This is a genomic window from Xenorhabdus sp. BG5, from assembly GCF_015163665.1.
Lineage (GTDB): Bacteria > Pseudomonadota > Gammaproteobacteria > Enterobacterales > Enterobacteriaceae > Xenorhabdus.
Map to the genome: position 1 here is coordinate 1 of NZ_JADEUG010000015.1, position 23,755 is coordinate 23,755.

General features: G+C 43.4%; 19 protein-coding genes and 5 pseudogenes. 18 read left to right on the top strand and 6 right to left on the bottom strand.

Annotated elements, in window-relative coordinates; genetic code table 11:
• The first annotated feature begins 413 nt into the window (after positions 1-413).
• Positions 414-686, top strand: coding sequence for a hypothetical protein (locus IQ209_RS09515; RefSeq protein WP_193851078.1), 273 nt, complete (start codon positions 414-416; stop codon positions 684-686).
• A gap of 129 nt (positions 687-815) precedes the next feature.
• On the opposite strand, the gene IQ209_RS09520 is transcribed toward IQ209_RS09515, so the two are convergent.
• A complete protein-coding gene (locus IQ209_RS09520) occupies positions 816-1,328 on the bottom strand; it encodes a putative adhesin (protein ID WP_193851079.1) in 513 nt (170 codons plus the stop codon).
• A gap of 368 nt (positions 1,329-1,696) precedes the next feature.
• On the opposite strand from IQ209_RS09520, the pseudogene IQ209_RS09525 reads away from it, so the two are divergent.
• Together IQ209_RS09525 and tnpA are read left to right on the top strand one after the other, a co-directional pair.
• Positions 1,697-2,086: pseudogene (locus IQ209_RS09525) on the top strand (IS630 family transposase); the annotation flags it as partial.
• A gap of 14 nt (positions 2,087-2,100) precedes the next feature.
• A pseudogene (tnpA, locus tag IQ209_RS09530) lies at positions 2,101-2,450 on the top strand (IS200/IS605 family transposase); the annotation flags it as partial.
• Between the two features lie 97 nt (positions 2,451-2,547).
• Here the strand turns inward: tnpA and IQ209_RS09535 are convergent.
• Positions 2,548-3,498 carry a hypothetical protein gene (locus IQ209_RS09535; protein WP_193851080.1) on the bottom strand — a complete coding sequence of 317 codons (951 nt, stop codon included), beginning with the start codon at positions 3,496-3,498 and terminating at the stop codon, positions 2,548-2,550.
• 442 nt (positions 3,499-3,940) lie between these two features.
• Positions 3,941-4,138: pseudogene (locus IQ209_RS09540) on the bottom strand (IS1 family transposase); the annotation flags it as partial.
• Positions 4,139-4,577: 439 nt separating this feature from the next.
• Here IQ209_RS09540 and IQ209_RS09545 point away from each other — a divergent pair.
• Positions 4,578-6,251, top strand: coding sequence for a condensation domain-containing protein (locus IQ209_RS09545; protein ID WP_193851081.1), 1,674 nt, complete (start codon positions 4,578-4,580; stop codon positions 6,249-6,251).
• 100 nt (positions 6,252-6,351) lie between these two features.
• On the opposite strand, the pseudogene IQ209_RS09550 reads toward IQ209_RS09545, so the two are convergent.
• A pseudogene (locus tag IQ209_RS09550) lies at positions 6,352-6,947 on the bottom strand (SDR family oxidoreductase).
• Between the two features lie 333 nt (positions 6,948-7,280).
• On the opposite strand from IQ209_RS09550, the gene IQ209_RS09555 reads away from it, so the two are divergent.
• A complete protein-coding gene (locus tag IQ209_RS09555; protein ID WP_193851082.1) occupies positions 7,281-8,318 on the top strand; it encodes a zinc-dependent alcohol dehydrogenase family protein in 1,038 nt (345 codons plus the stop codon).
• Positions 8,319-8,516: 198 nt separating this feature from the next.
• Here IQ209_RS09555 and hpaR read toward each other — a convergent pair whose 3' ends face one another.
• Entirely contained in the window at positions 8,517-8,966 is a 450-nt protein-coding gene (hpaR, locus tag IQ209_RS09560) for a homoprotocatechuate degradation operon regulator HpaR (protein WP_193851083.1), read from the bottom strand.
• 387 nt (positions 8,967-9,353) lie between these two features.
• On the opposite strand from hpaR, the gene IQ209_RS09565 reads away from it, so the two are divergent.
• The 13 genes from IQ209_RS09565 (at position 9,354) to dtpB (ending at position 23,601) form a co-directional block, all read left to right on the top strand.
• A complete protein-coding gene (locus IQ209_RS09565) occupies positions 9,354-9,986 on the top strand; it encodes a fumarylacetoacetate hydrolase family protein (protein ID WP_193851084.1) in 633 nt (210 codons plus the stop codon).
• Positions 9,983-10,747 (top strand): fumarylacetoacetate hydrolase family protein, encoded by a 765-nt coding sequence (locus IQ209_RS09570; RefSeq protein WP_193851085.1) that lies wholly within the window; start codon positions 9,983-9,985, stop codon positions 10,745-10,747. The genes IQ209_RS09565 and IQ209_RS09570 overlap by 4 nt, the downstream gene beginning before the upstream one ends.
• Complete coding sequence (hpaE, locus tag IQ209_RS09575) at positions 10,744-12,210, top strand: 5-carboxymethyl-2-hydroxymuconate semialdehyde dehydrogenase (protein ID WP_193851086.1); 1,467 nt, start codon at positions 10,744-10,746, stop codon at positions 12,208-12,210. The genes IQ209_RS09570 and hpaE overlap by 4 nt, the downstream gene beginning before the upstream one ends.
• Positions 12,211-12,242: 32 nt before the next feature.
• Complete coding sequence (gene hpaD / locus IQ209_RS09580) at positions 12,243-13,124, top strand: 3,4-dihydroxyphenylacetate 2,3-dioxygenase (RefSeq protein WP_193851087.1); 882 nt, start codon at positions 12,243-12,245, stop codon at positions 13,122-13,124.
• Between the two features lie 12 nt (positions 13,125-13,136).
• Positions 13,137-13,526 (top strand): 5-carboxymethyl-2-hydroxymuconate Delta-isomerase, encoded by a 390-nt coding sequence (locus IQ209_RS09585; RefSeq protein WP_193851088.1) that lies wholly within the window; start codon positions 13,137-13,139, stop codon positions 13,524-13,526.
• A gap of 119 nt (positions 13,527-13,645) precedes the next feature.
• Positions 13,646-15,118 (top strand): NAD-dependent succinate-semialdehyde dehydrogenase, encoded by a 1,473-nt coding sequence (locus IQ209_RS09590; protein ID WP_193851089.1) that lies wholly within the window; start codon positions 13,646-13,648, stop codon positions 15,116-15,118.
• A 5-nt stretch (positions 15,119-15,123) separates the two neighbouring features.
• On the top strand, positions 15,124-15,927 hold the full coding sequence (hpaH, locus tag IQ209_RS09595; protein WP_193851090.1) for a 2-oxo-hept-4-ene-1,7-dioate hydratase: 804 nt from the start codon (positions 15,124-15,126) through the stop codon (positions 15,925-15,927).
• Between the two features lie 18 nt (positions 15,928-15,945).
• On the top strand, positions 15,946-16,713 hold the full coding sequence (gene hpaI / locus IQ209_RS09600) for a 4-hydroxy-2-oxoheptanedioate aldolase (RefSeq protein WP_193851091.1): 768 nt from the start codon (positions 15,946-15,948) through the stop codon (positions 16,711-16,713).
• Positions 16,714-16,883: 170 nt separating this feature from the next.
• The gene (gene hpaX / locus IQ209_RS09605) at positions 16,884-18,254 is read left to right on the top strand and encodes a 4-hydroxyphenylacetate permease (RefSeq protein WP_193851092.1); all 1,371 of its coding nucleotides are present in this window, start codon (positions 16,884-16,886) and stop codon (positions 18,252-18,254) included.
• Positions 18,255-18,305: 51 nt separating this feature from the next.
• On the top strand, positions 18,306-19,223 hold the full coding sequence (hpaA, locus tag IQ209_RS09610) for a 4-hydroxyphenylacetate catabolism regulatory protein HpaA (protein WP_193851093.1): 918 nt from the start codon (positions 18,306-18,308) through the stop codon (positions 19,221-19,223).
• 239 nt (positions 19,224-19,462) lie between these two features.
• Positions 19,463-21,025: a 4-hydroxyphenylacetate 3-monooxygenase, oxygenase component gene (gene hpaB / locus IQ209_RS09615; RefSeq protein WP_193851094.1), complete on the top strand. Its 1,563-nt coding sequence runs from the start codon at positions 19,463-19,465 to the stop codon at positions 21,023-21,025.
• Positions 21,026-21,048: 23 nt separating this feature from the next.
• Complete coding sequence (gene hpaC / locus IQ209_RS09620; protein ID WP_193851095.1) at positions 21,049-21,567, top strand: 4-hydroxyphenylacetate 3-monooxygenase, reductase component; 519 nt, start codon at positions 21,049-21,051, stop codon at positions 21,565-21,567.
• Positions 21,568-22,146: 579 nt separating this feature from the next.
• On the top strand, positions 22,147-23,601 hold the full coding sequence (gene dtpB / locus IQ209_RS09625; protein ID WP_193851096.1) for a dipeptide/tripeptide permease DtpB: 1,455 nt from the start codon (positions 22,147-22,149) through the stop codon (positions 23,599-23,601).
• On the opposite strand, the pseudogene IQ209_RS18290 reads toward dtpB, so the two are convergent.
• A pseudogene (locus tag IQ209_RS18290) lies at positions 23,502-23,744 on the bottom strand (hypothetical protein); the annotation flags it as partial. The gene dtpB and the pseudogene IQ209_RS18290 overlap by 100 nt on opposite strands.
• Positions 23,745-23,755: the final 11 nt, after the last annotated feature.

A 23,755-nucleotide genomic window follows, 5' to 3' on the forward strand; every position in this document is an offset into this window, starting at 1 on the left:
GGGTTATCACCGCATCGATTTGGTGAAAGAGAGCCAATACAGTATCAGTGAGACTTAATGACTTGCGAAGAAGACGGACGGCAGGAGCGCTACCGTTTTATTATAAACAGAATAGAGTGGCTCCTATTTCATGTTGTGTCACTATGCACTGAGTTACACAGACGCGCCATTCTTGGCTATCTAGGGGATATATAGAGCAGATCATGGCATAAGTTTTCATTGAAGCTAAAAGAGTAGAGCCCGCCAATAGGCAAAGAAAAAGATATTTTTTCATTTTACTCACCCCATTTCATTGACGGCAACTAAAACCAATTAACCCAGTAAACCTATTTTCACTTAATAACAAGCGAATAATGCTTAATAATTGGTTACCACGTGAAACTCAATGAAATATTTCTGTGTCCATTTCCTGAGTGGATACAGGAATAACACATGCCGCCATCCCATTCCTGCCGCGTACCCAACGCATACGGACTGCATTGCCATCACTACTATTTTTTTATGGTGATTTTGGTGACGGCTCTGAACGCTGCCTGAAAGACAAAATCGACATAACCCGCAAATCAGCTCGCTATCATATCTGCGATGAAATTATCCCACCTAAATCCACAGCCAGATTATCAACATGGGTTTTTGACGGTGAAATCATGACTACCGCTGTTGTACCACCTGTTGTGATGCGATAGCTAAATTCAATGGCGATGATGACGAACTGATTGATGATCGGTATGAGATTCCTGTGCAATTATGAACTCAAGTATGGAACCAGAGGGCGAATAACACCCCACTATCTCAGAGCAAATGATTCTGGGGTTCTAATAATCAGGGCTTGGGTGAATTGGTGATATTATATACAATGCTCTTGAGTCTAGCTTATTTATCCTGCATGCTACATTGTATATGAGCCGGTAGCCTAAATTTAATTTATTGATAGCTTCAAAAACATCTGACATATGCGCTTTGTTATGAGGCTTTATTTCAATAATATCAACCTGATTGTTAGGTTCATAATCTGAAAATTTATCATTATGTGTTAAGGAATAATTTTTAATTATGCTGCCTCCTAAGATCTCATTGGTTCTAGTATGATTTGAATAATTATTGAAATACAAAACATCATCTGCCATTTTTTTACCAATTGACACTCCATCGGGTTTGCAATTAAAAACTAATTCAATCCTAAAGGGTACATAAGTGTGTCCAGAACCTTGACAAAAATAATTTCTTTTTGGGGTATAGCCACCATGGGCCAAAATAATTGCAGTCCTAGCTGAATTTCCAGCCTGTTTAATTATTAAATTTTTATAGGGAACGATTACAGTTGTCATATGTATTCATGCTCTATTGATTAGCGATAATTTCAATCTTATTTCACTATTTCCACCCAATAACAAGCGAATAATGCTTAATAATTAGTTACCATCTGAAACTAAAACAAATATTTCTGTATCCATTCCCTGAGTGGTTACAGAAATAACCCATGCTGCCACCCGTTCCTATCGGGAATATCGATATAACGCAGGCGGGGCATGGGGTGTGCATGGTGGCATCTCATCGCCGAAGAACAATAGCGGACTGGAACTCATCTACATTGATGATCAGGTACAAAAAGACGGCTGCATCACCATCAAGATATTCCACCGTCAGCACACGCATTTACCTAAGCAGTTCCAGAACAGGCGGATAAAAGACATTTGCGGGTTGTTTTAATGTTCAAAGCAAAGCAATTTTCTATACGGGTTATAGTAGAAAGAACGCTCAATTATTTATCAAAATGTTAGATGAGTTAAAGCGTCATCATCGTCATGCCAAAACGTTAACAATCATTTTAGACAATTACAGCATTCATACCAGCAAACAAGTCAAGACGTGGTTGAAGCTAAATCCGACAGTCACACTGTTGTTTTTGCCCGTTTATTCTCCATGGTTAAATAAAATAGAGCGATTATGGCAGTCATTGTACGAAACGGTGACACGAAATCATTGTTGCCAATATATGTGGCAACTTATCAAAAGAGTTAAAATTTTCTTGAATGCCGCTTCAGCAAGTAGTTGGAAAGGAATAGGAAATATAGAACGCTCATAATTATGAAAAGTTATATACTGACAGGTGAAGTCGGTATGCGGGTGCGAGAGTTAGTCCGTCAGACATGTGAATCGTTTGAAATTAGGATAGTAAAAGGTGTAGTGAGTAAAGACCATATTCACATACTGGTGAGTTGTCCCCCGACATTAGCGCCCTGAGAAATTATGAGGAGGCTGAAAGGAAGGACAGCGGTAGGTTGTTGGAAGAATTTGCACATTTGAAGAAGCGGTACTGGGGTCAGCATTTTTGGAGTAGAGGCTATTTTTGTGCGACGGTGGGTCAGTTAACAGAAGAAATGATTAAAGCCTATCTGGAGCGTCATTTTGAACCGAACCCAAATGATGACTTCAGGGTAGACAATTGACGCATCGTTTAGCCGATGCGTATCCGGACTTTCAGTCCGTTAATCACTAACCCACCGACTTCAGTAGGTGGTTGTTGAGTATAAATTATTTGTGTCGTTATAGAGCTGTAATTATTACGTTTTTGTCAGGTGATATAATTGCTAAATTAAATACTTTTTTTACACTGTTTTGGATCGTAAGATATGTACTTTTCTTTATAGGAGATTGACAGTTAGCAGAAGGAGGAATGACTTGCCCATTAGGAGTGGGAGTTTCTGCTAGTGTAAGGCATTTACCTATGTAGTGCCATTTATCCATTTTATTTATCCATTGTTCATTATATTTTTCAGCAGGACAAACAATATTTGCCCAAGGATCACATATCCATAATTCTTTTGGTAGATTATGATATAACCTACCCAATATAGGTTTAAACATATTATGATTAAAAGCACCTATTGTTATAAATACATGGTCATACATTCCTAAAGTACCAATTATTTGAATGTAGATATGATTAGGAGTTGCCGAACCAGTATTAAAAAATCTCAAAATATCATCAAGATAGTTATTTATTAAATAATGAAAAGCACAGTTACAGTAATCAGGGCAATTTCCGGTTAAGAGGTTTTCTTTATTACTCAATGTATAATTATATAATTCTTTATAAATAGTAGCTTCTCGTTCTGCTTTATGGATTTTATATAATCTTCTATATTCTTCTTGTTCACGAAAAGCAGATCTTATCTCATTTCTTTTTTTTATATTTTGTTCATTTATTCCTCTTTCATGCATAATATTTTCATATAAATTTTTGTAAATTTTGTTTTTTATTGTGCTGTCTTTTTCAATAATAGATTCATTGAATTCCCTTAATGTACCTACAAAGTTTCTTACTTTATTAAATTCGTTATATTTATGATCATTCATTTTGTCACCATATAAGAATTCCTTATACTTTCCTTTTTCCTTAAGGAGATTATCATCAAAGTAATACTTATTTCCTGCTTTCGCCTTTAGTAACTCCCTGGAATGTTTTATTGCGTTATTTAAAATTGTTTCTATCATAATAAAGCCTCATGAATAATTGAAAGATATTCTAATTCAGAAGTATTCTCCTACTGATATTAATTTCAGTAAAGAAAAATATGAGGTGAAGTTTAGGTATAACATAGTTAGAACCATTATTGATTGATATTGTTATATTTTATACATATAAACTACCTTGAAAATTGTAATTGATATGGATACATGAGATATTGTTCCTTGTATTGTCTATCTTGAAGTTATTATTGCATTTTTTGCATCATTAATTTCATTGATGAATTTTTGCAACAAAAAACCTGTTCTCAACAGTGCTAGCCAAACAAAAATTAGGCAAACAGAGGCGAAATAATATGGGGGTATTACAGGGGGTGTGGTAGATAATTGAACTAATAAAAATAATTTAAAAACAATAAATTAATTAATTTTATCGAATCCTGTAGAGACCATAAAATCAATTACTTACGATACCGGCATTATTCATCGCAAGATCAACAATGTGTTCTTTTATACCCGCTTGGCACGCGCGATAGACGTAATCCAGTTGGAAGGTTCGTTTGCAGGAGAAACAACGATAGCGTTGGTGCCCAGCCTCACCTTTGCCATGCTTTTTGACGTATTCAGTTTGCTGACAAAATCGACATCTTACTTCAACAGTCGCCATGTGATTTCTCCGAAAAAATGGCGATTATACACAACCATCAACAGGTTGAATACGTGACCCAAAATTTTAGGTCTTAATATTTTATAGATATTGATTTACTTAAAATAATCTTTAATCACTTTCAATCTATAGGTATCCTTTCCAAACAAATAGCTAATAATGGCACAACTGCATCAATGAATAAATTTATTATAAATCAATGCACTGACAAAAAATCCCCTCCTTTGCCAGACAATATAATCAAATTATTAGAATGTAAAATGTCATAAAACGATGACATTTAATGTCAATAAATGAGTTCCTGAAATAGTGATTAATTTCATTATTGGAATGGATTTAACTACCTGTTTTTTCATCTAAAAAATACAGAATGAGTATGCTTCAAAAGCAGTTATCAGGCTGTATTGAATATAATTTAGCATCATAGCGGGGCATTCACATGGATAAGATACTGGCTTCTCCATTTATTCATTTCTTTTGGAAATCATGGGTTCTCGAACCTCACTCACCTAAATACAATATTGTTATAGAACAGAGCATTAAGGGAAATTTAGATGAAAGTAGATTAAAATGGACGCTGCAAGAGTTTATTAATCTTTATCCTTTATTCAAATATCGGATTGAAGAAGAAAATGATGAGTTATATTGGATATTTGGCTCAGATAATATTGAGTTTACATACCTTTCTAATAATGAAGAACAATTGAATCAGTTTGCTCTGCGGCCATTTGATCTCAGGAAAGGGCCAGTCGTTCGTTTTGGTTTAATCAAAGAGACAGAACAACAATTTCACTTATTCATTGTACTGCACCATATCATCGGTGATGGCCAGGGTATAGAAGAGTTTTTTCACAATATCGCTGATCTGTACAACCAACGTCCTCTGCGCCATTCCCCCATGACGCTGCAACAAGCGTCAGAGAAATTTGAACAAGATCGTCAACTTTTACAATTATTGGACAAATATAACCCCGAACAATACTGGAAAAAGTGTTTGTCGGGAATGACTGCCAGTAATCCATTACCCTATTTGCCTCAACAAGCGATAGGTGAGCCTGAATTACCGAATGAATTTCGTTTCAACTTGCCATTGGAAGATTGGGAGAACCTCTCAAAATCTTTATCCCCTTGTAAACCGTTCCTCGTATTTAAAACGTTATGGGCAACATTAGTGGCCCAGTATACTGGAACGGGTGACGCTCACCTTATTTATCCCGTTGCAGTCGCTGGCGGGGCATCTGTTTCGCTTGGTGCACAAATCAATGCCGTTGTTTTCCCTCTACATTTTAATGAGACGGATAGCTTTAATTTTCTCTATCAGGCTACGTTAAACTACAGTGCATCATTGAAAGCTCAACCTGATCTGCGTTTTTCAAGTTTGCCTATATTCCAGGCTGTACCCACCGATCTTATCAATAAGCTCAATGTTGGTATCAATCAGGCCAGTTTTAAAGATCTCAACCTGGAATTAGACGGATGTGAGACCCATTACGGTAGTCGTTTCAATAACGATTTAGCCGTTACAGAGTGGATACTGGAATATCATCAGGAAGAGGGCTATTGGGCTTTTCGTATCCGCTATCATCCTAACCTTTTCCATGCAAAACAAATCAAAGCGTTAGGTGAACAATTCCAGCAATTGTTGGTTAATGCCTTGTCTTATCCCGAAACGCCAATATCGCAGTTTCCTTTATTAACGCCTGATCAGGCACAGACATTACTGGAATACGGTAGCCCACAACAACTAAGCGACACAAAATCAGAACGACACGATCCTCTGGTGATGGATTTGATCCGGAAACATTATCAACAGGCAATCGGGCAAGCACAATTCGCTGGAGTATCAGGCATCCAAGCTTATGTGTTGAATGAACGATTGCAAATGACACCAATGGGGTTAAAGGGCGAACTTTATCTTTCTGGGCCAGAATTGGGCAATAAATATTTGGATCACTCAGTATTGGCAGACAAACAACTTATCGCCAATCCATTTGTTCAATATTCCAAAGATAAGTGGCTCTATCGCACTGGCGAACAAGTACGCTGGTTGCCAAATGGAGAGCTGGAATATCTGGGGACTGAGAACTCCGATTTTTTGAAAGAGGCGAGTTAAGTTAAAACAACGGCGTGATCATTATGCTCACCAAGACTACGGATCACGCCAAATTATTACTGCATCAAACGCTGCATGACTACGGTTTATTCACTACCACTTATTCAAAATCCTTAAAAGTTGGGCCCTGGAAATAAATAGCTTTAATGTGACAACTACGGGGTTGAGTGACAACAAACCGGATGGTTTCCCATACTGAACGGCCATTCAGTAATTGCTCCCCCATTTTTTTCTGGTTATCCAGAATTTCATCAAAGCCGTTAAGTTCAAAGTCAGGCGGATAAAGCCCGGTCACGCGAATATTTTCTTTGCTTAAATGATGAGCTAAGTTCTGACTAAAACCACTCATGGCATGTTTGGCAGCGAAGAATGCCGGATGAGCGACGCCAACCATTGAGCCGCACTTAAGATCAAAATATCGATGGGTTGATTGTCTTGCAGCAACTGAGTAGCAAAATCGTTAACGGATTGAGCATGACTCATATCACATTGATAACCTCTGGCGATGCCACCTTCACGGCGAATAATCTCACATGTTGTTTCTGCACGGGTTAATTGGCGGGCACAGAGGTCAACATGTGCACCTTCTCGTGCCAGCCAAACAGAAACCGCTTGTCCAAAATCGCGTCCTCCGCCTGTTACCACCACTCGTTTACCTTGCAAAGCACGCGATCCATTAACTTCATTAAACTTCATGTTGGCTTTCCTTATATCAGTTATTAAAGCTGGATGAGAAACTGTCACTTTGTCGGTCCGATTTATTGATAATTCACTGTCTAGAAAGCCAATCTTACTTGAGCGTTTTCCTTCTGGTTCTATTATTTTGTGCTCATTGCTCTGATTGCAGAAGATCGCATTTAAGTAAAAATAAACAAATTCTACTTTACGACTGACTCTGGAAAGCACGCTGAAAATCGAAAATGTTTACATCTGCTAAACTTTAGGCAACAGATAACGTCAATCGTGTGCTCTGGATTACTGTCATTCTTAACACCATAAATCACAACCACCACCTGTGAAGGGGGTTATATGAAAGCACTTGTTTATCATGGAGCCGGAAAAAAACGCTGGGAAGAAAAGACACCACCCCAACTCATTGAACCAACAGATGCTATCGTCCGTATCGTCAAAACCACCATCTGTGGTACAGATCTGCATATCCTCAAGGGAGATGTTCCTACTGTCGAGCAAGGCCGAATATTGGGCCATGAAGGTATTGGGATCGTTGAATCAATTGGGGAATCGGTTCGCAATATCAAAGTCGGAGATAAGGTAATTATTTCCTGTATCACTGTCTGCGGTAGTTGCAACTATTGTAAACGCCAGCTTTATGCGCACTGTAAAGAGGGGGGCTGGATCCTGGGGCATAAAATTGATGGTACACAGGCAGAAAAAGTGCGTATTCCCCATGCTGATAATAGCCTGCATCGCCTGCCAAAAGGTGTCGATGAAGAAGCCGCATTAATGCTCAGCGACATTCTGCCAACTGGCCTTGAAATTGGTGTTATCAATGGCAAGGTCCAACCGGGCCAGACTATCGCCCTAATTGGTGCGGGACCTGTCGGGCTATCCGCATTACTGGCATCACAGTTTTACTCCCCGGCACATATCATCATGATCGATACTGATGATAACCGCCTTAACGTCGCCCGGCAGTTTGGTGCTAACACGGTTATCAACCCGGCAAAACAAAACGTCGTAGAAGCTATCAATAAACTGACTGACGGTATTGGTGTAGACGTCGCCATTGAGTGTGTGGGTATCCCCGCGACCTTCAAAATATGTCAGGACATCATTGCAGCAGGTGGATTCATTGCCAATGTTGGTGTCCACGGCAAATCCGTTGACCTGCATCTGGAAAGTCTCTGGATAAAAAACATTACCATTACCACTGGACTGGTAAACACAAGCAGTACTCCCATGCTGCTGAAAAGCGTTCAATCCGGCAAAATTGCACCTGAAAAGCTGGTCACTCATCATTATCCATTGAGTGAAATAGAAACCGCTTATGAAATATTTGGTAATGCAGCTCAAGAGAAAGCACTGAAAATTGTTTTGTCAGCATAAGCATAGTGGGTATAGCAGGAAGAGGGCAATCCGACAATTCTTCCTGCTAAATTATGAAATTGCCATTCGCCTGATACAGAAAAGCCGCCGCAATATACTGCATCAATACGCTTATGCAATTCATTACGGCGGCCTTTATGCTGTGTTTGATACTACGCTTGATTTTTTAATTCGTTAATTCATTAATAAACCTTCAACCTACAGTTTGTGTTCTTCATCCAAATCTTGTTGTGAAAGGTTCCCAATAGCAATAAATTCATCCAATAACCCTAAAAGTTGGGTCAATTTTTCTGGAGAAAAAGCGTCCTCAATCGCCTTATATCCCTCAGCAATCTGCCCTTTTGCTTGCTCATAGAGTTCCTGGCCAGCCGGAGTCAAAGAAACATACAGCTTACGCTGATCATTCATAGGCTTCAGGCGGAAGATAAGCCCATCACGCTCCATACGTGTCAAAATGCCTGTTAAGCTTGGACGCAAGATACAAGTGAGACAAGCTAAGTCATGAAAATCAATAGAACGGCTACTCGCAAGTACACGAATAATACGCCATTGCTGCTCAGTTAAATTATAGCTCTTCAAAATAGGCCGAAAAAAACCCATAGCGGTTTCTCTCGCTTGAAGCAATGCAATTGTCAAGGATTCATGCATAAGTAAAAGTGACTCTTTAGTTAATCGCTAGTCATTCTTTATAAGTTTAACGCTCATGCTGTTTATTATAGACAACATGAACACCAAAAAGCCTAACACGCTCAAAATCATCCACAAAGGGGAAAGATTTCAACATTAACAAATAAATAAAACCATCCCACCCACAAAAAGTTAAATAAAAGTTAATTTCAATCTCAAATGACCTTGCTTAAAAATATAACAGGCTGATCTTTATGTAGTAAAAATGATCAACAATAAAGCGTTGTTACATAGATCACAATTAAAATCAACAATTCTCTTAACATATTGAAGATTGCCAATATCTGGTTTATTAATATATTAATAAGTAATCTTGCAACACATCATTCAGGTTTCAAGGAGTTGTCCATGAAAGGCTCTGTCTTTGCCGTTGCCCTCAACCATAGCAGCCAGATCAGTTTCTGGCATGAGGCATTTAACAAAGAACCTTATAAAACACCACCCAAAACGCCTATTTGGTTTATCAAACCTCGCAATACCGTGATCAGTTCAGGGGATGTTATTCCGTATCCTGCCGGGGAAACGGTACAAAGCGGCGCAACTCTGGCGCTGTTGATTGGAAAAACAGCTCGCAAAGTTTCAGTTCAGGATGCCGGACAGTATATTGCGGGTTACGCATTGGCAAACGAAGTGAGCCTGCCTGAAACGTCATTCTACCGACCCGCCATTAAAGCAAAATGTCGGGACGGTTTTTGTCCGATAGGGCAAATGATCAGGACTAATTCGGTAGAATCACTCGATATCGTGACCGAAATCAACGGGCTGGAAGTTGATCGCTGGTCTACCGAAGATCTCGTCCGTTCAGCATCAGAATTATTGTCAGCATTAAGCGAATTCGCCACCTTAAACGAGGGTGATGCCATTCTATTGGGAACGCCCCACCAGCGCGTTACTCTTCATCCTGCCGATAAAGTCACGGTCAAGGCTAATGGCTTCCCTAACTTAGAAAATACGGTTGTATTAGCAGGAGGTCAGGCATGAGAAACGCCAAAATTCATTATCAGGGGCAAGAGCTCAATGTCACCGTTGACGAACAGGAAAATGTCTTCTTACCAGATGGAAATAGGATAAGCGGTGAAGAGGTTGTATGGCTTCCCCCTGCCAGTGGAACACTGCTCGCATTGGGGTTAAATTATGCCGATCACGCAACAGAGCTGGAATTTAAGCCACCAGAAGAGCCACTGGTATTTATCAAAGCAGCCAATAGCTTAACCGGACACCGTCAGGTTTCTGTTCGCCCTGATAATGTGGAATATATGCATTATGAAGCAGAATTGGTTGTCGTGATGGGTAAACCCGCCCACAAAGTTGCCAGAGAAGAGGCCATGAACTACGTTGCAGGTTATACCATTTGTAACGATTACGCCATTCGTGATTATCTGGAAAATTACTATCGTCCTAACCTGCGGGTAAAAAGCCGCGATACACTCACTCCAATCGGTCCGTGGATCATAGAGAAACAACAGATCGCTGATCCGCATAATTTAACTTTGAAAACATGGGTGAACGGTGAACTCCGTCAACAAGGTACAACCGCCGATTTAATTTTCGATATTCCTTTCTTAATCACTTATCTGAGCGATTTTATGACATTGCAACCAGGCGACATGATCGCCACCGGAACACCTAAAGGGTTGTCCAATGTTGTTCCTGGGGATGAAGTCATCGTAGAAGTCGAAGGTGTTGGGCGCTTAGTTAATCGCATTGTCAGCCAGCAAGAATATGAGGAGAGTTTGTCATGACCATGATTAACCATTGGATCAACGGCAAGAATGTCGGCAGTAAAACCTATTTCACAACGACCAATCCTGCAACAGGCGAGGTGCTGGCTGAGGTTGCATCAGGCGGACAGGAAGAGATCGCCCAATCCGTTGCGGCGGCTAAAGAAGCTTTCCCCAAATGGGCAAATACCCCAATGAAAGAACGCGCTCGTTTGATGCGTCGTTTAGGTGAATTAATCGACCAAAATGTTCCCGATATTTCTGCGCTGGAAACCAAGGATACGGGTCTTCCCATCCATCAAACACAAAATGTCTTGATCCCACGGGCTTCGCAAAATTTCAATTTTTTCGCTGAAATTTGTCAGCAGATGAACGGGCGCACTTATCCCGTCGATGACACAATGCTCAACTATACATTAATCCAGCCCGTTGGTGTTTGCGCACTGATTTCCCCATGGAACGTGCCTTTTATGACGGCGACGTGGAAGGTTGCACCTTGTCTGGCTCTGGGAAATACGGCTGTTTTGAAGATGTCCGAACTTTCCCCATTGACAGCCAACCGCTTAGGCGAATTGGCGTTGGAAGCCGGCATTCCGGCTGGGGTATTGAATGTGGTACAGGGCTACGGTAACACCGCAGGCGATGCACTGGTAAAACATCCTGATGTGCGTGCAGTCTCTTTCACCGGAGGGACAGCAACGGGTCGCCTGATCATGCAAAATGCTGGACTGAAAAAATACTCTATGGAATTAGGCGGAAAATCTCCTGTCCTCATTTTTGAAGATGCAGATATTGAACGCGCACTGGATGCCGCCCTGTTCACCATTTTCTCCCTTAATGGCGAACGTTGTACGGCAGGTTCCCGCATTTTCATCCAAGAAAGTATTTACCCCGAATTCGTCAAACGCTTTGCTGAACGCGCTAATCGGTTACGTGTCGGTGATCCCCAAGATCCGCAAACTCAGGTTGGCAGCTTGATAAGCCGGCAACACTGGGAAAAAGTCTCCAATTATATTCGGTTAGGGATTGAAGAAGGCGCCACACTGCTGGCCGGAGGCCCCGATAAACCTGCCGATTTACCTGCCCATCTGAAAAATGGCCACTTCTTACGTCCTACTGTCCTGGCAGATGTGGATAACCACATGCGCGTAGCACAGGACGAGATCTTCGGCCCTGTCGCTTGTCTGCTGCCATTCAAGAGCGAAGAAGACGGGTTGCGCATGGCTAATGATGTGGAATATGGCCTCGCTTCCTATATCTGGACACAAGATGTCAGCAAAGTTTTGCGTCTGGCACGTGGCATTGAGGCTGGCATGGTGTTTGTTAATTCCCAGAACGTTCGCGACCTGCGTCAGCCATTTGGTGGCATAAAAGCTTCCGGTGTGGGGCGCGAAGGCGGGGAATACAGTTTTGAAGTGTTTGCTGAAGTGAAAAACGTCTGTATCTCAATGGGAGAACACCCTATTCCTCGTTGGGGTGTTTAAATAACCGCCATCCTGATACCAAGTGAGGGTTTATGGGAAAGTTAGCGTTAGCAGCGAAAATTACACATGTCCCTTCTATGTACCTGTCTGAATTACCAGGTAAGCATCATGGTTGCCGCCAAAGCGCTATTGATGGACACAAAGAGATCAGCCGGCGCTGCCGTGAGATGGATGTTGATACAATTATTGTCTTCGACACACACTGGCTGGTTAACAGCGCCTACCATATTAACTGTTCCGACCATTTTTCCGGCATCTATACCAGTAATGAGTTGCCACATTTTATCCGCGATATGACCTATGAGTATGACGGCAACCCGGAATTAGGCAGGGTGATTGCACAAGAAGCACGCCAGATGGGTGTTCGTGCCCAATCACACGAGATCCCAAGCCTGAAACTGGAATATGGCACGCTGGTCCCCATGCGTTATATGAACAGCGACCGCCATTTCAAGGTAATTTCAATTTCGGCCTTTTGTACTGTCCATGCGTTTGAAGACAGCCGCAAACTGGGAGCAGCGATTTTACGGGCAATTGAGAAATACGATGGTACGGTTGCGGTGCTGGCAAGCGGTTCGCTGTCACACAGTTTCATTGACGATCAACGTGCCGAAGAGGGCATGAACAGCTATACCCGTGAGTTCGATGAGCAGATGGATCGCCGGGTCGTGCAGCTTTGGAAAGAAGGCAAGTTCGGGGAGTTCTGCAAAATGCTGCCGGAATATGCGCAATATTGTCGCGGAGAAGGCAACATGCATGATACCGTGATGCTGCTGGGTTTGCTCGGATGGGACAAGTATGACGGTAAGGTTGAATTTTTGACGGAATTATTCGCCAGTTCAGGGACCGGACAGGTTAACGCGGTTTTCCCGCTGCCGGATGATATTGTTAATCAAAATAAAACTGATGCCTGACAGGAGAAAACCGTGCCACATTTTTACGCTGAGTGTACTGAAAATATCCGTGAAGAAGCCAAGTTGCCGGAATTATTTGCCAAAGTGAACCAGACGCTGGCAGATACGGGCATTTTTCCGCTGGGTGGTATCCGCAGCCGTGCCATTTGGTTGGATACCTGGCAAATGGCGGATGGTAAGCAAGATTATGCCTTCGTTCATATGACACTGAAAATTGGTGCCGGACGCAGCCTTGAAGATCGGCAAAAAGTCGGAGAAATGCTGTTTGGCTTAATCAAGGCGCATTTCAGTGAATTGATAGCACGGCGTTATCTGGGTCTCTCTTTCACGATGGAAGAACTTGATCCGGTGCTGAATTATAAATCCAATAACGTTCATAGCCTGTTTAAAGCAAAAGAGTAACGGCGACAGAGCACTCCAATGTTATGTCAAATCGCGGTCAACAAAGTTATGGCTTGCAAGATGAGGGATATAATTGGAGCACACTAAATTTATTCGCCTTTATTTATTGAGAGGAAACTATGACAGATCATCTGGATACAACATTGCTGCGTCACCAGTCTTATATCAACGGTCAATGGGTTGACGCGGAAAATAAAGCGACTTTTGAAGTCATTAACCCTGCCAATGGTAAAATCATTGCCGATGTCAGTGATCTGGGAGCCAAAGAGACACAGTTTGCCATAGAAGCCGCCCAGAATGCCCTTCCTGCATGGCGGTCACTGACAGCAAAACAACGTAGCCAAAAGCTCAAGCAATGGTTCCATCTGGTGATGGAAAACCAAACCGCCTTAGCAAAAATACTGAGCACGGAACAAGGTAAATCTCACACCGAAGCAATGGGGGAAATTGCTTACGGTGCCAGTTTTATCGAATGGTTCGCAGAAGAAAGCAAACGTACTTATGGCGAAACATTACCGTCCCCCATGCCGGGCCGCCGTCTCGCTACGATCAAACAACCGATTGGTGTCGTTGCAGCCATTACACCGTGGAATTTCCCCAATGCGATGATCACCCGTAAAGTTGCACCAGCGCTGGCGGCGGGATGTACAGTTGTCCTGAAACCCGCTGCTGAAACCCCCCTTTCTGCGCTGGCCTTAGTCGTTCTGGCGGAACAGGCGGGCATTCCGGCTGGCGTTTTCAATATCGTCACGGGAATGGATGCCAAAGCGATTGGTGAAGTACTGACCTCAAGTCCTATCGTGCGCAAACTTTCGTTCACCGGCTCTACGCGGGTCGGCAAGTTATTGATGGCACAAAGCGCCGATACTGTGAAAAAACTCTCCCTCGAACTGGGTGGCAATGCCCCTTTCATCGTGTTTGATGATGCCGATCTTGATGCTGCGGTAGAGGGCGCCATGGCGGCGAAATTCCGTAATAGCGGCCAAACCTGTGTTTGTGCCAACCGTATTCTGGTACAGGAAGGGATTTATGAGGCTTTTGCAGAACGTCTGACTAATGCGGTGAAACAGCTACGTGTTGGGCCAGCCACGGATAGCACATCACAGCAAGGCCCATTGATTAATCAAGCGGCAGTAGAAAAAGTACGAACGCATATCCGTGACGCGGTTTCCAACGGTGCGCACCTGCTGGCGGGAGGAAAACCCCACGCGCTGGGTGGGTTGTTCTTTGAGCCAACAGTGCTGGCAAATGTGACCGAATCTATGTTAGTTGCCCACGAAGAAACCTTCGGCCCGCTGGCACCACTGTTCAAATTCCGTGATGAAGAAGAGGCCATCCGTATTGCTAACAGCACTGAATTTGGCCTGGCTGCTTATTTCTATTCCCGTGACATTGGCCGAATTTACCGTGTGGCAGAAGCGCTGGAAAGTGGCATGGTAGGTATCAACGAAGGTTTGATTTCCAACGAAGTCGCACCATTTGGCGGCATTAAGCAATCGGGGCTGGGGCGTGAGGGGTCACGTTACGGTATTGAGGATTATCTGGAAGTGAAATACCTCTGTTTTGGAGGGTTGGAAGCGAAAGGAGCTTAACCCCTATGCTACAGCAAGAAATCGTATCACGAGTCGCACGCCGTTTACATCAGGCAGAGCAAAGCCGTGATCAAATCCGACAAATCTCACTGGATTATCCAGAGATAACGATTGAGGATGCTTACGCCATTCAACGTGAATGGGTAGATTTAAAAATCAGGGAAGGCCGAATTCTCAAGGGACATAAGATTGGCCTGACATCCAAGGCCATGCAAGCCAGTTCACAGATTAATGAACCGGATTATGGTGCCTTGCTGGATGATATGTTTTTTCAGGACGGCGGTGACATTCCTTGCGAACGCTTTATTGTGCCCCGCATTGAAGTTGAACTGGCCTTTGTGTTGGCAAAACCCCTGCGAGGCCCGAACTGTACGCTGTTTGATGTGTATAACGCAACAGATTACGTCGTTCCCGCACTGGAACTCATTGATGCCCGTTGCCACAACATCGATCCCGAAACCCAACGTCCACGCAAGGTATTCGATACGATTTCTGACAATGCCGCCAATGGTGGTGTGATTATTGGAGGGCGGCCGATTAAGCCAGATGCATTGGATCTGCGCTGGGTCAGTGCGCTGCTCTACCGCAATGGCGTAATTGAAGAATCCGGCGTCGCCGCAGCGGTTCTCAATCATCCCGGCAATGGTGTGGCATGGCTTGCCAATAAACTGGCACCGCATGGTGTTCAACTAGAAGCAGGCCAGATTATTCTGGCTGGATCTTTTACCCGTCCTGTTCCTGCACGTAAAGGTGATACCTTTCATGTGGATTATGGCGTGTTAGGTTCAATTAGCTGTCATTTTGTTTAAGTCTATCGAGGTAACACCATGGATCAGCTAACAAATAAATTTAAACATGCCCTGAAAGCAGGGCGTCCACAAATCGGATTATGGCTTGGGCTATGCAGCGGGTATAGCGCGGAAATACTGGCAGGAACGGGGTTTGATTGGTTGTTGATTGATGGTGAACATGCTCCCAATGATATTTCCACTATTCTTGCCCAATTACAGGGGATCGCCCCTTACTCAAGCCAGCCTGTTGTTCGTCCGGCATGGAATGATCCGGTGATCGTCAAACAGTTGCTGGATATTGGTGCACAAACATTATTGTTCCCGATGATTCAAAATGCGGCGCAAGCGCGTGAAGCTGTCAGGGCGACTCGCTATCCCCCCGCAGGCATTCGTGGCGTAGGCAGTGCCCTGGCACGCGCTTCTCGCTGGAACCGCATTCCTGACTATCTGTCCCGTGCTAATGACGAAATAGGTGTATTAGTACAGGTAGAAACCCGTGAGGCCCTGCAAAACCTACCGGAGATAGCGGCTGTCGAAGGTGTTGATGGCGTGTTTATTGGCCCTGCCGATCTCAGTGCAGATATGGGACACCTCGGTAACCCGCAACATCCTGAAGTTCAGGCTGCCATCGAACAAGCCATTGTTCAGATCCTGTCTTCCGGCAAGGCTGCTGGTATTTTGATGACCAATGTCGATGTAGCTAAACATTATCTTAATTTGGGTGCGCTGTTTGTTGCCGTAGGGGTTGATACCATCCTATTAACCGGAGCAGCCAATGCCTTGGCAAAGCGTTTCGGCAAATAATCAGTCAATCATCGACAAAAAACAATGCTCCAGAATGGCTGATGTTGATCGCGACACCAGCCATAGCAATTGAAGTTCCTAATCTCTGTGTAAACAACCACATATAGCCAATAAATTTCAAATCTCCAGCCGAAGGAAAATCAAACCACTAACAAAACAAGGAAACACCGATGAACATTTCACCTGACACGATACCAAAATCCGAAAATCCACCCCATCAACCTAAAAAGCTGACCGCTCAACAGCAAAGTGTCATCAATAAATTATTCCGGCGCCTGATCCTCTTTCTCTTTGTCCTGTTCGTTTTCTCTTTTCTGGATCGTATCAATATTGGATTTGCGGGTTTGACGATGGGAAAAGATCTCGGTTTAACATCCACCATGTTTGGTTTGGCCGCTACGCTGTTTTACGCCACTTACGTTATTTTCGGCATTCCCAGCAATGTGATGTTGAGCATTGTGGGAGCTCGTCGCTGGATCGCTACCATTATGGTGTTATGGGGGATCGCTTCCACCGCCACAATGTTTGCCACGGGTCCCACGAGCCTGTATATCTTGCGTATGCTGGTGGGGATTGCGGAAGCAGGCTTTTTGCCGGGTATTTTGGTTTACCTGACTTATTGGTTTCCGGCCTATTATCGCGCACGTGCCAATGCGCTGTTTATGATTGCTATGCCCGTAACAATGGCGTTTGGTTCACTCATTTCCGGTTATATTTTGGCAATGGATGGCATCTGGGATTTGCGCGGTTGGCAATGGTTGTTTTTGCTGGAAGGTTTCCCTTCTGTTTTGCTTGGTTTTGTTGTCTGGTTTTATCTGGATGATTCCCCCGAAAAGGCTAAATGGCTGACTCGTGAAGATAAGCAATGCCTTCAAGAGATGATAGAAAACGATAAACTTTCTACGACCCAGTCCAATGAGCAGATGCAACCACAAAAAACCCGCTTGTGGCATGAGGTTTTTACCCCGATTGTCTTGATGTACACCTGCGCTTATTTCTGCCTGACCAACACCTTAAGTGCTATTAATATCTGGACGCCACAGATTATGCAGAGTTTCAATCAGGGCAGCAGCCATGTGATGATCGGCATTTTGACTGCCATTCCACAATTCTGCACGATTTTAGGTATGGTTTACTGGAGCCGCCGCTCAGACCGTCTGCAAGAACGCAAAATGCACACTGCCTTGCCTTATCTATTTGCTGCCGCAGGCTGGATTTTAACTTCATTGACGGATAACAGCATGGTGCAACTGCTGGGGATCGTTATGGCTTCCACCGGATCGTTTACAGCTATGGCGGTATTCTGGACAACGCCAGATCAATCGATTAGCTTGCGTGCCCGTGCAGTGGGGATCGCCGTGATCAATGCTACTGGTAATGTGGGATCTGCCGTCAGTCCCCTGCTGATCGGCTGGTTAAAAGATCAAACAGGTAATTTTAATGCTGGGCTTTATTTCGTAGCCGGATTACTGATCGTCGGTGCATTAATTGTTTTTCTGATCCCGATGCAGCATTTACGGCCACAGGCAACTCGTAAGTAACGAACAACTATTGATATACCTTAGCCAACAATAAGATACAGGAGGAAATCAATGACTGTATCCAATGCGTTCAAAGCCAATAAATCCATCATCACCAATATCGATATCAGTAAGGACTATGATGAAACTCAGGGATCGGATGATGTTCACTATCAAACTTTCGGTCGCATGGCGGCATTTTTTGGGCGTAATATGCAGGCGCATCGCCATGACAGTTTTTTCCAACTTCATTATCTGGTGACAGGACGGATCGAACTGCAATTAGATGCACAGCATTATTCCGTACAAGCCCCTCTGTTTATCCTGACTCCACCTTCCGTTCCTCATGCTTTTTTTACGCAGGAAGATACGGATGGTTATGTACTGACCGTCCGTCAGGAGCTGATTACCCCCTTACTCAGTTCGCTTTATCCCATCCACCGAGAACGGGTTGACATTCCGGCTATTTGTCTTTCCGTCGCGGAAAAATACGATGAATTGGAAACATTCAACCATTATTGGGCACTGATTGGACGTGAGTCTGCCAACCAATTTACCGGACGAGAACAATCGCTGACTTTCCTGGCTCAATCTCTGTTTACCTTTTTGCTGCGTAGTATTCCCCTTGACGATCATCATTCCGGTGGAGTCAGAGGAGAGTTGAAACTGTTTCAGCGCTTTAACCAATTGATTGATCAATACTATCACCAACATCTTGCCGTGCCAGAATATGCAGAAAAATTGGGAATTACGGAATCGCGCCTAAAGGATATGTGCCGACGCTTTGCCAATCGGCCACCAAAAAAACTGATCTTTGACCGATTACTGCGGGAAGCAAAGCGGTTATTACTGTTTAGTGATAGCCCCGTATTTGAGATAGCGTATCAGCTTGGATTTAAAGATCCCGCTTACTTTACCCGATTTTTTAATCGGTTGGTGGGGTACTCACCCAGTGTTTGGCGGGAGAGAAATTCAGGTGGACATGTTTGAGTTTTTCAGGACTGCGTAATCATGCAGAAAATAATAATTACTAAAACACAAAGTCGGTCACATTTACGCAACAAATTCTCTGCTTTTATCGAAAAGTACCAGTAAATCCTCCGAAAGTCTCTTCAAGAGGAGCCGTTTAGTCGCTTCAATCAAATAGTGAAATAAACATAAAATTAACAACCATTCCCTCATATGGATAACAAATCAAAATAAGGGGATTTTTGGAGCATGAGATTACTATGAGACTAGAAAATTTGCGTGCTGATCATAAACGCCCATTTACCAGTAAAGAATACCTGAATTCACTTCAGGATAGCCGCGAAATTTACATCTATGGTGAACGGGTCAAAGATGTCACAACACATCCGGCTTTCCGCAATTCGGCTGCTTCAATTGGTCAACTGTATGATGCCCTGCATGCCCCGGAAACCCACGATGTACTCTGTTGGGATACCGATACCGGAAGTGGTGGCTACACGCACAAATTCTTCCGTTTCGCCACCAGCGCTGATGATATCCGCCAGCAGCGCGATGCCATTGCCGAATGGTCACGCCTAAATTATGGCTGGATGGGGCGTTCACCCGATTATAAAGCGGCATTCTGCTGCTCATTGGGCGCCTATCCTGAATATTATGGACAATTCGCTGACAATGCCCGTCTCTGGTATAAGCGCATTCAGGAAAGTTGCCTCTATTTCAATCATGCGATTGTTAATCCACCGATTGATCGCCATAAACCCGCAGATCAGGTCAAAGATGTTTTTATCAAGATAGAAAAAGAGACAGATGCTGGAATTATTGTCAGTGGCGCCAAAGTCGTCGCAACCAATTCAGCCCTGACTCACTATAATTTTATCGGTTTTGGCTCTGCGCAAGTTATGGGAGATAACCCTGATTTTGCCCTCATGTTTGTTGCACCAATGGATGCCGATGGCGTGAAATTAATCTCCCGCGCCTCTTATGAATTGGTGGCTGGTGCTACTGGCTCACCTTTTGATTATCCCCTTTCCAGTCGGTTTGATGAAAATGATGCCATTCTGGTCATGGATAAGGTATTAATTCCGTGGGAAAACGTGTTAATTTATCGCGATTTTGATCGTGCCCGTCATTGGGCGGTGCAAAGTGGTTTTGCGCGGCTGTTCCCCATGCAGGCCTGTATACGCCTTGCTGTTAAGCTCGATTTCATTACGGCATTGTTGCAAAAAAGCCTTGAATGTACTGGCGTGGTGGAATTCCGCGGTGTTCAGGCCGATTTGGGTGAAGTTGTTGCATGGCGCAATCTGTTCTGGTCACTGACAGATGCGATGTGGGCAGAAGCCAAGCCGTGGGAAAATGGCGCTTACCTGCCTGATACGCAAGCGATTCAGACTTATCGCGTGATGGCGCCCATAGCTTACACAAAAATCAAGAATATTATTGAAAGCAATGTCACCAGCGGCTTGATTTATTTGCCATCCAGTGTGCGTGACATGAATAATCCTGAGATCAATAAGTATCTTGAAAAATATGTCCGTGGCTCTAATGGTATTGATCATGTGGAACGAATCAAGATCTTGAAATTAATGTGGGATGCCATTGGCAGTGAGTTCGGTGGTCGCCATGAATTATACGAAATCAATTATGCCGGCAGTCAGGACGAAATTCGCCTGCAATGTCTGCGTCATGCCTATGGCTCCGGCAATATGAAGAAAATGATGGAATTGGTCGATCGCTGTCTCTCTGACTATGATGTGAATGGTTGGACCCGTCCCCACTTACACAATAACTGTGATATTAACTTGTTAGATAAGCTGCTGAAATAAATCAGTAGCAGAGGAGGCCTATTATGTCTGTAGAAAATAAACATCGCTTGCGTTTCAGGGATGCGATGGCAAGCCTTTCCGCTGCGGTGAATATCATCACCACGGATGGTCCTGCGGGACGCTGCGGTATGACTGCGACGGCGGTGTGCTCTGTGACAGATACGCCTCCGACTCTGATGGTATGTATTAATCGCAATAGCGCCATGAATCCAGTATTTCAGGAAAATAGCCATCTGTGTGTCAATATCCTGAATCATGAACAGGAATTGATGGCACGCCATTTCGCTGGCATGACAGGTATCAGTATGGAAGAGCGCTTTAATTGGGATATCTGGAAAACGGGGATACTGGGACAACCCTTGCTACAAGGAACACTCGCCAATTTAGAGGGATGTATTAAGCAAGTACAGGAAGTCGGTACTCACTATGTATATCTGGTAGAAATAAAACAGATTATTGTTCGTGAAGAAGGTCATGGTCTTATTTACTTTAAACGTAATTTTCATCCAGTGATGGATAAAAACATGGCAGCCGCTGTTTAAAAAAAGCACATTAAAACAGAAATATTCTCAACACAGCCTCCTAACATGAAGGTTCCTTAATAAAGAGCCTTCATCTCTAAATTCTTATTAATCTCTTTTTAATTGATATTTAATAGACTTATCGCTGAATAGCAACCTAAAAATTCAGTCTAAAAATCCTCAATCTCACGTCAAAATACATAATAAAAATTTCATATATAGATAAAAATGATTTCATTTCATACCTATTTTATTTCATCTACCTCGTTTAAACAAATAACAAACGTCAGAGATTAAATGGCAGTCAAATTGATTTATTTGCGAGCATAAAATCCACTTATTAACAATTTTTGATATTAATTTAGTGAATATTCTGCCAGATCTGGTATTACTTTTTTTCGTTAGTGTGATCAACCATCGAGAAGATACCATACCAGTATATTAACCTCCCTCGCTTTACGATCACTTTGAATAAATCAACAAAAGCATAACTTACGCGATACATTTAAGTTACAAATATGTTAACAACAGTATAATTATCTGAATATATTTTTATCTGAGTGTACTGCCCATCTAATGATAGCAAACAGAGGCATCACTATGAGTAAAACCGCTCCGATCGGTTTATGGGATCAACCCAAACCTTTCTTCATGATATTTTTTGTAGAACTGTGGGAACGATTTGGCTACTACGGTGTTCAAGGCATTTTGGCTGTTTACTTCGTTCAACAGCTCGGTTTTTCAGAAGCACAATCATTTATCACTTTTGGTGCATTTACTGCGCTGGTCTACGGCCTGATTTCCATCGGCGGTTATGTTGGTGATCACTTACTGGGGACAAAACGAACCATTGTTTTGGGCGCTATCATACTGGCAATAGGCTACTTTATGATTGGCCTTTCCATCATAAATCCTGAACTGATTTTTTATGCCTTGGGAACCGTCGCTGTCGGTAATGGTCTTTTCAAAGCCAACCCTGCCAGCCTGCTGGCAAAATGTTACCCGCCGCAAGATCCACGTTTGGATGGTGCATTTACGCTTTTCTATATGTCCATCAATCTTGGCTCTCTGGTTTCCCTCTCTCTTGCCCCCGTTATTGCCGAAAAATATGGTTATGCAGTCACCTATAATATCTGCGGTATCGGTCTGATTATTGCTCTGCTGGTTTATATCGCCTGCCGTCGTATGGTACATAATATCGGTTCGGAGCCAGACCATGCCCCTTTGAACTATGCCACCTTGTTTTTGGTCTTGGTAGGTGCAGTAGCTATGGTTGGTATCTGTGCATGGTTATTGCACAACATCAAAATTGCCAATATTGTCCTCATGGCGATCTCAACCATTGTTGTGATGATTTTCTTCTGGCAGGCATTCAAACAGGACAGAGTCGGCCGCAATAAAATGTTTGTGGCATTTATTCTGATGCTTCAGGCGATCGTGTTCTTTATCCTGTATAACCAGATGCCAACTTCCCTCAACTTCTTCGCCATCAATAATGTTCACCACCAGATTCTGGGTTTTAATGTCAATCCCATCAGTTTTCAAGCACTGAATCCATTCTGGATCATCGTCGCCAGCCCTGTCTTGGCCGTGGTTTACACCAAACTGGGTAACAAAGGTAAAGATTTTTCCATGCCAACAAAATTCACCTTCGGCATGTTCTTGTGCTCCCTGGGCTTCCTGACCGCCGCTGCTTCTGGTTTATTTGCCGATGAGAATGGTATTACATCCCCATGGTTTATCGTACTGGTGTATCTGTTCCAGAGCATCGGGGAGTTAATGATCAGTGCATTGGGATTAGCAATGGTGGCAACGTTTGTTCCTAGCTACCTGACTGGTTTTATCCTGGGCATGTGGTTTCTGTCACAAGCCACAGCATCAGTATTGGGGAGTTATGTAGCAACCTTTACTGCCGCACCAGAAGGCGTGACGAATCCACTGCAAACCCTGCCAATTTATACTGGTGTTTTTGGTAAAATTGGGATTGCCACGCTGATTGTCGCCGTGATTATGGCCTTTATGGTGCCATGGTTGAACAAGATTATGAAAGCGTAACCTGCGTGACTGTTCCCCGCCGTAAACGGCGAAGCTTCCCACTTCTCAGGCCGCAACCGTCGATATGACGTATTTTTGTAACCGCAACAGTGGCAGGTTTTCGAACTGGCGAACCACTGATCCAGTTTGACCAAGTCAACTCCTGCCGCTGCTG

Bases quoted from the DNA above. Each gene is read 5' to 3' on its own strand.
- IQ209_RS09520 (WP_193851079.1), bottom strand. From the start codon at position 1,328: ATGACAACTGTAATCGTTCCCTATAAAAATTTAATAATTAAACAGGCT.
- IQ209_RS09535 (WP_193851080.1), bottom strand. From the start codon at position 3,498: ATGATAGAAACAATTTTAAATAACGCAATAAAACATTCCAGGGAGTTA.
- IQ209_RS09545 (WP_193851081.1), top strand. From the start codon at position 4,578: ATGGATAAGATACTGGCTTCTCCATTTATTCATTTCTTTTGGAAATCA.
- IQ209_RS09555 (WP_193851082.1), top strand. From the start codon at position 7,281: ATGAAAGCACTTGTTTATCATGGAGCCGGAAAAAAACGCTGGGAAGAA.
- hpaR (WP_193851083.1), bottom strand. From the start codon at position 8,966: ATGCATGAATCCTTGACAATTGCATTGCTTCAAGCGAGAGAAACCGCT.
- IQ209_RS09565 (WP_193851084.1), top strand. From the start codon at position 9,354: ATGAAAGGCTCTGTCTTTGCCGTTGCCCTCAACCATAGCAGCCAGATC.
- IQ209_RS09570 (WP_193851085.1), top strand. From the start codon at position 9,983: ATGAGAAACGCCAAAATTCATTATCAGGGGCAAGAGCTCAATGTCACC.
- hpaE (WP_193851086.1), top strand. From the start codon at position 10,744: ATGACCATGATTAACCATTGGATCAACGGCAAGAATGTCGGCAGTAAA.
- hpaD (WP_193851087.1), top strand. From the start codon at position 12,243: ATGGGAAAGTTAGCGTTAGCAGCGAAAATTACACATGTCCCTTCTATG.
- IQ209_RS09590 (WP_193851089.1), top strand. From the start codon at position 13,646: ATGACAGATCATCTGGATACAACATTGCTGCGTCACCAGTCTTATATC.
- hpaH (WP_193851090.1), top strand. From the start codon at position 15,124: ATGCTACAGCAAGAAATCGTATCACGAGTCGCACGCCGTTTACATCAG.
- hpaI (WP_193851091.1), top strand. From the start codon at position 15,946: ATGGATCAGCTAACAAATAAATTTAAACATGCCCTGAAAGCAGGGCGT.
- hpaX (WP_193851092.1), top strand. From the start codon at position 16,884: ATGAACATTTCACCTGACACGATACCAAAATCCGAAAATCCACCCCAT.
- hpaA (WP_193851093.1), top strand. From the start codon at position 18,306: ATGACTGTATCCAATGCGTTCAAAGCCAATAAATCCATCATCACCAAT.
- hpaB (WP_193851094.1), top strand. From the start codon at position 19,463: ATGAGACTAGAAAATTTGCGTGCTGATCATAAACGCCCATTTACCAGT.
- hpaC (WP_193851095.1), top strand. From the start codon at position 21,049: ATGTCTGTAGAAAATAAACATCGCTTGCGTTTCAGGGATGCGATGGCA.
- dtpB (WP_193851096.1), top strand. From the start codon at position 22,147: ATGAGTAAAACCGCTCCGATCGGTTTATGGGATCAACCCAAACCTTTC.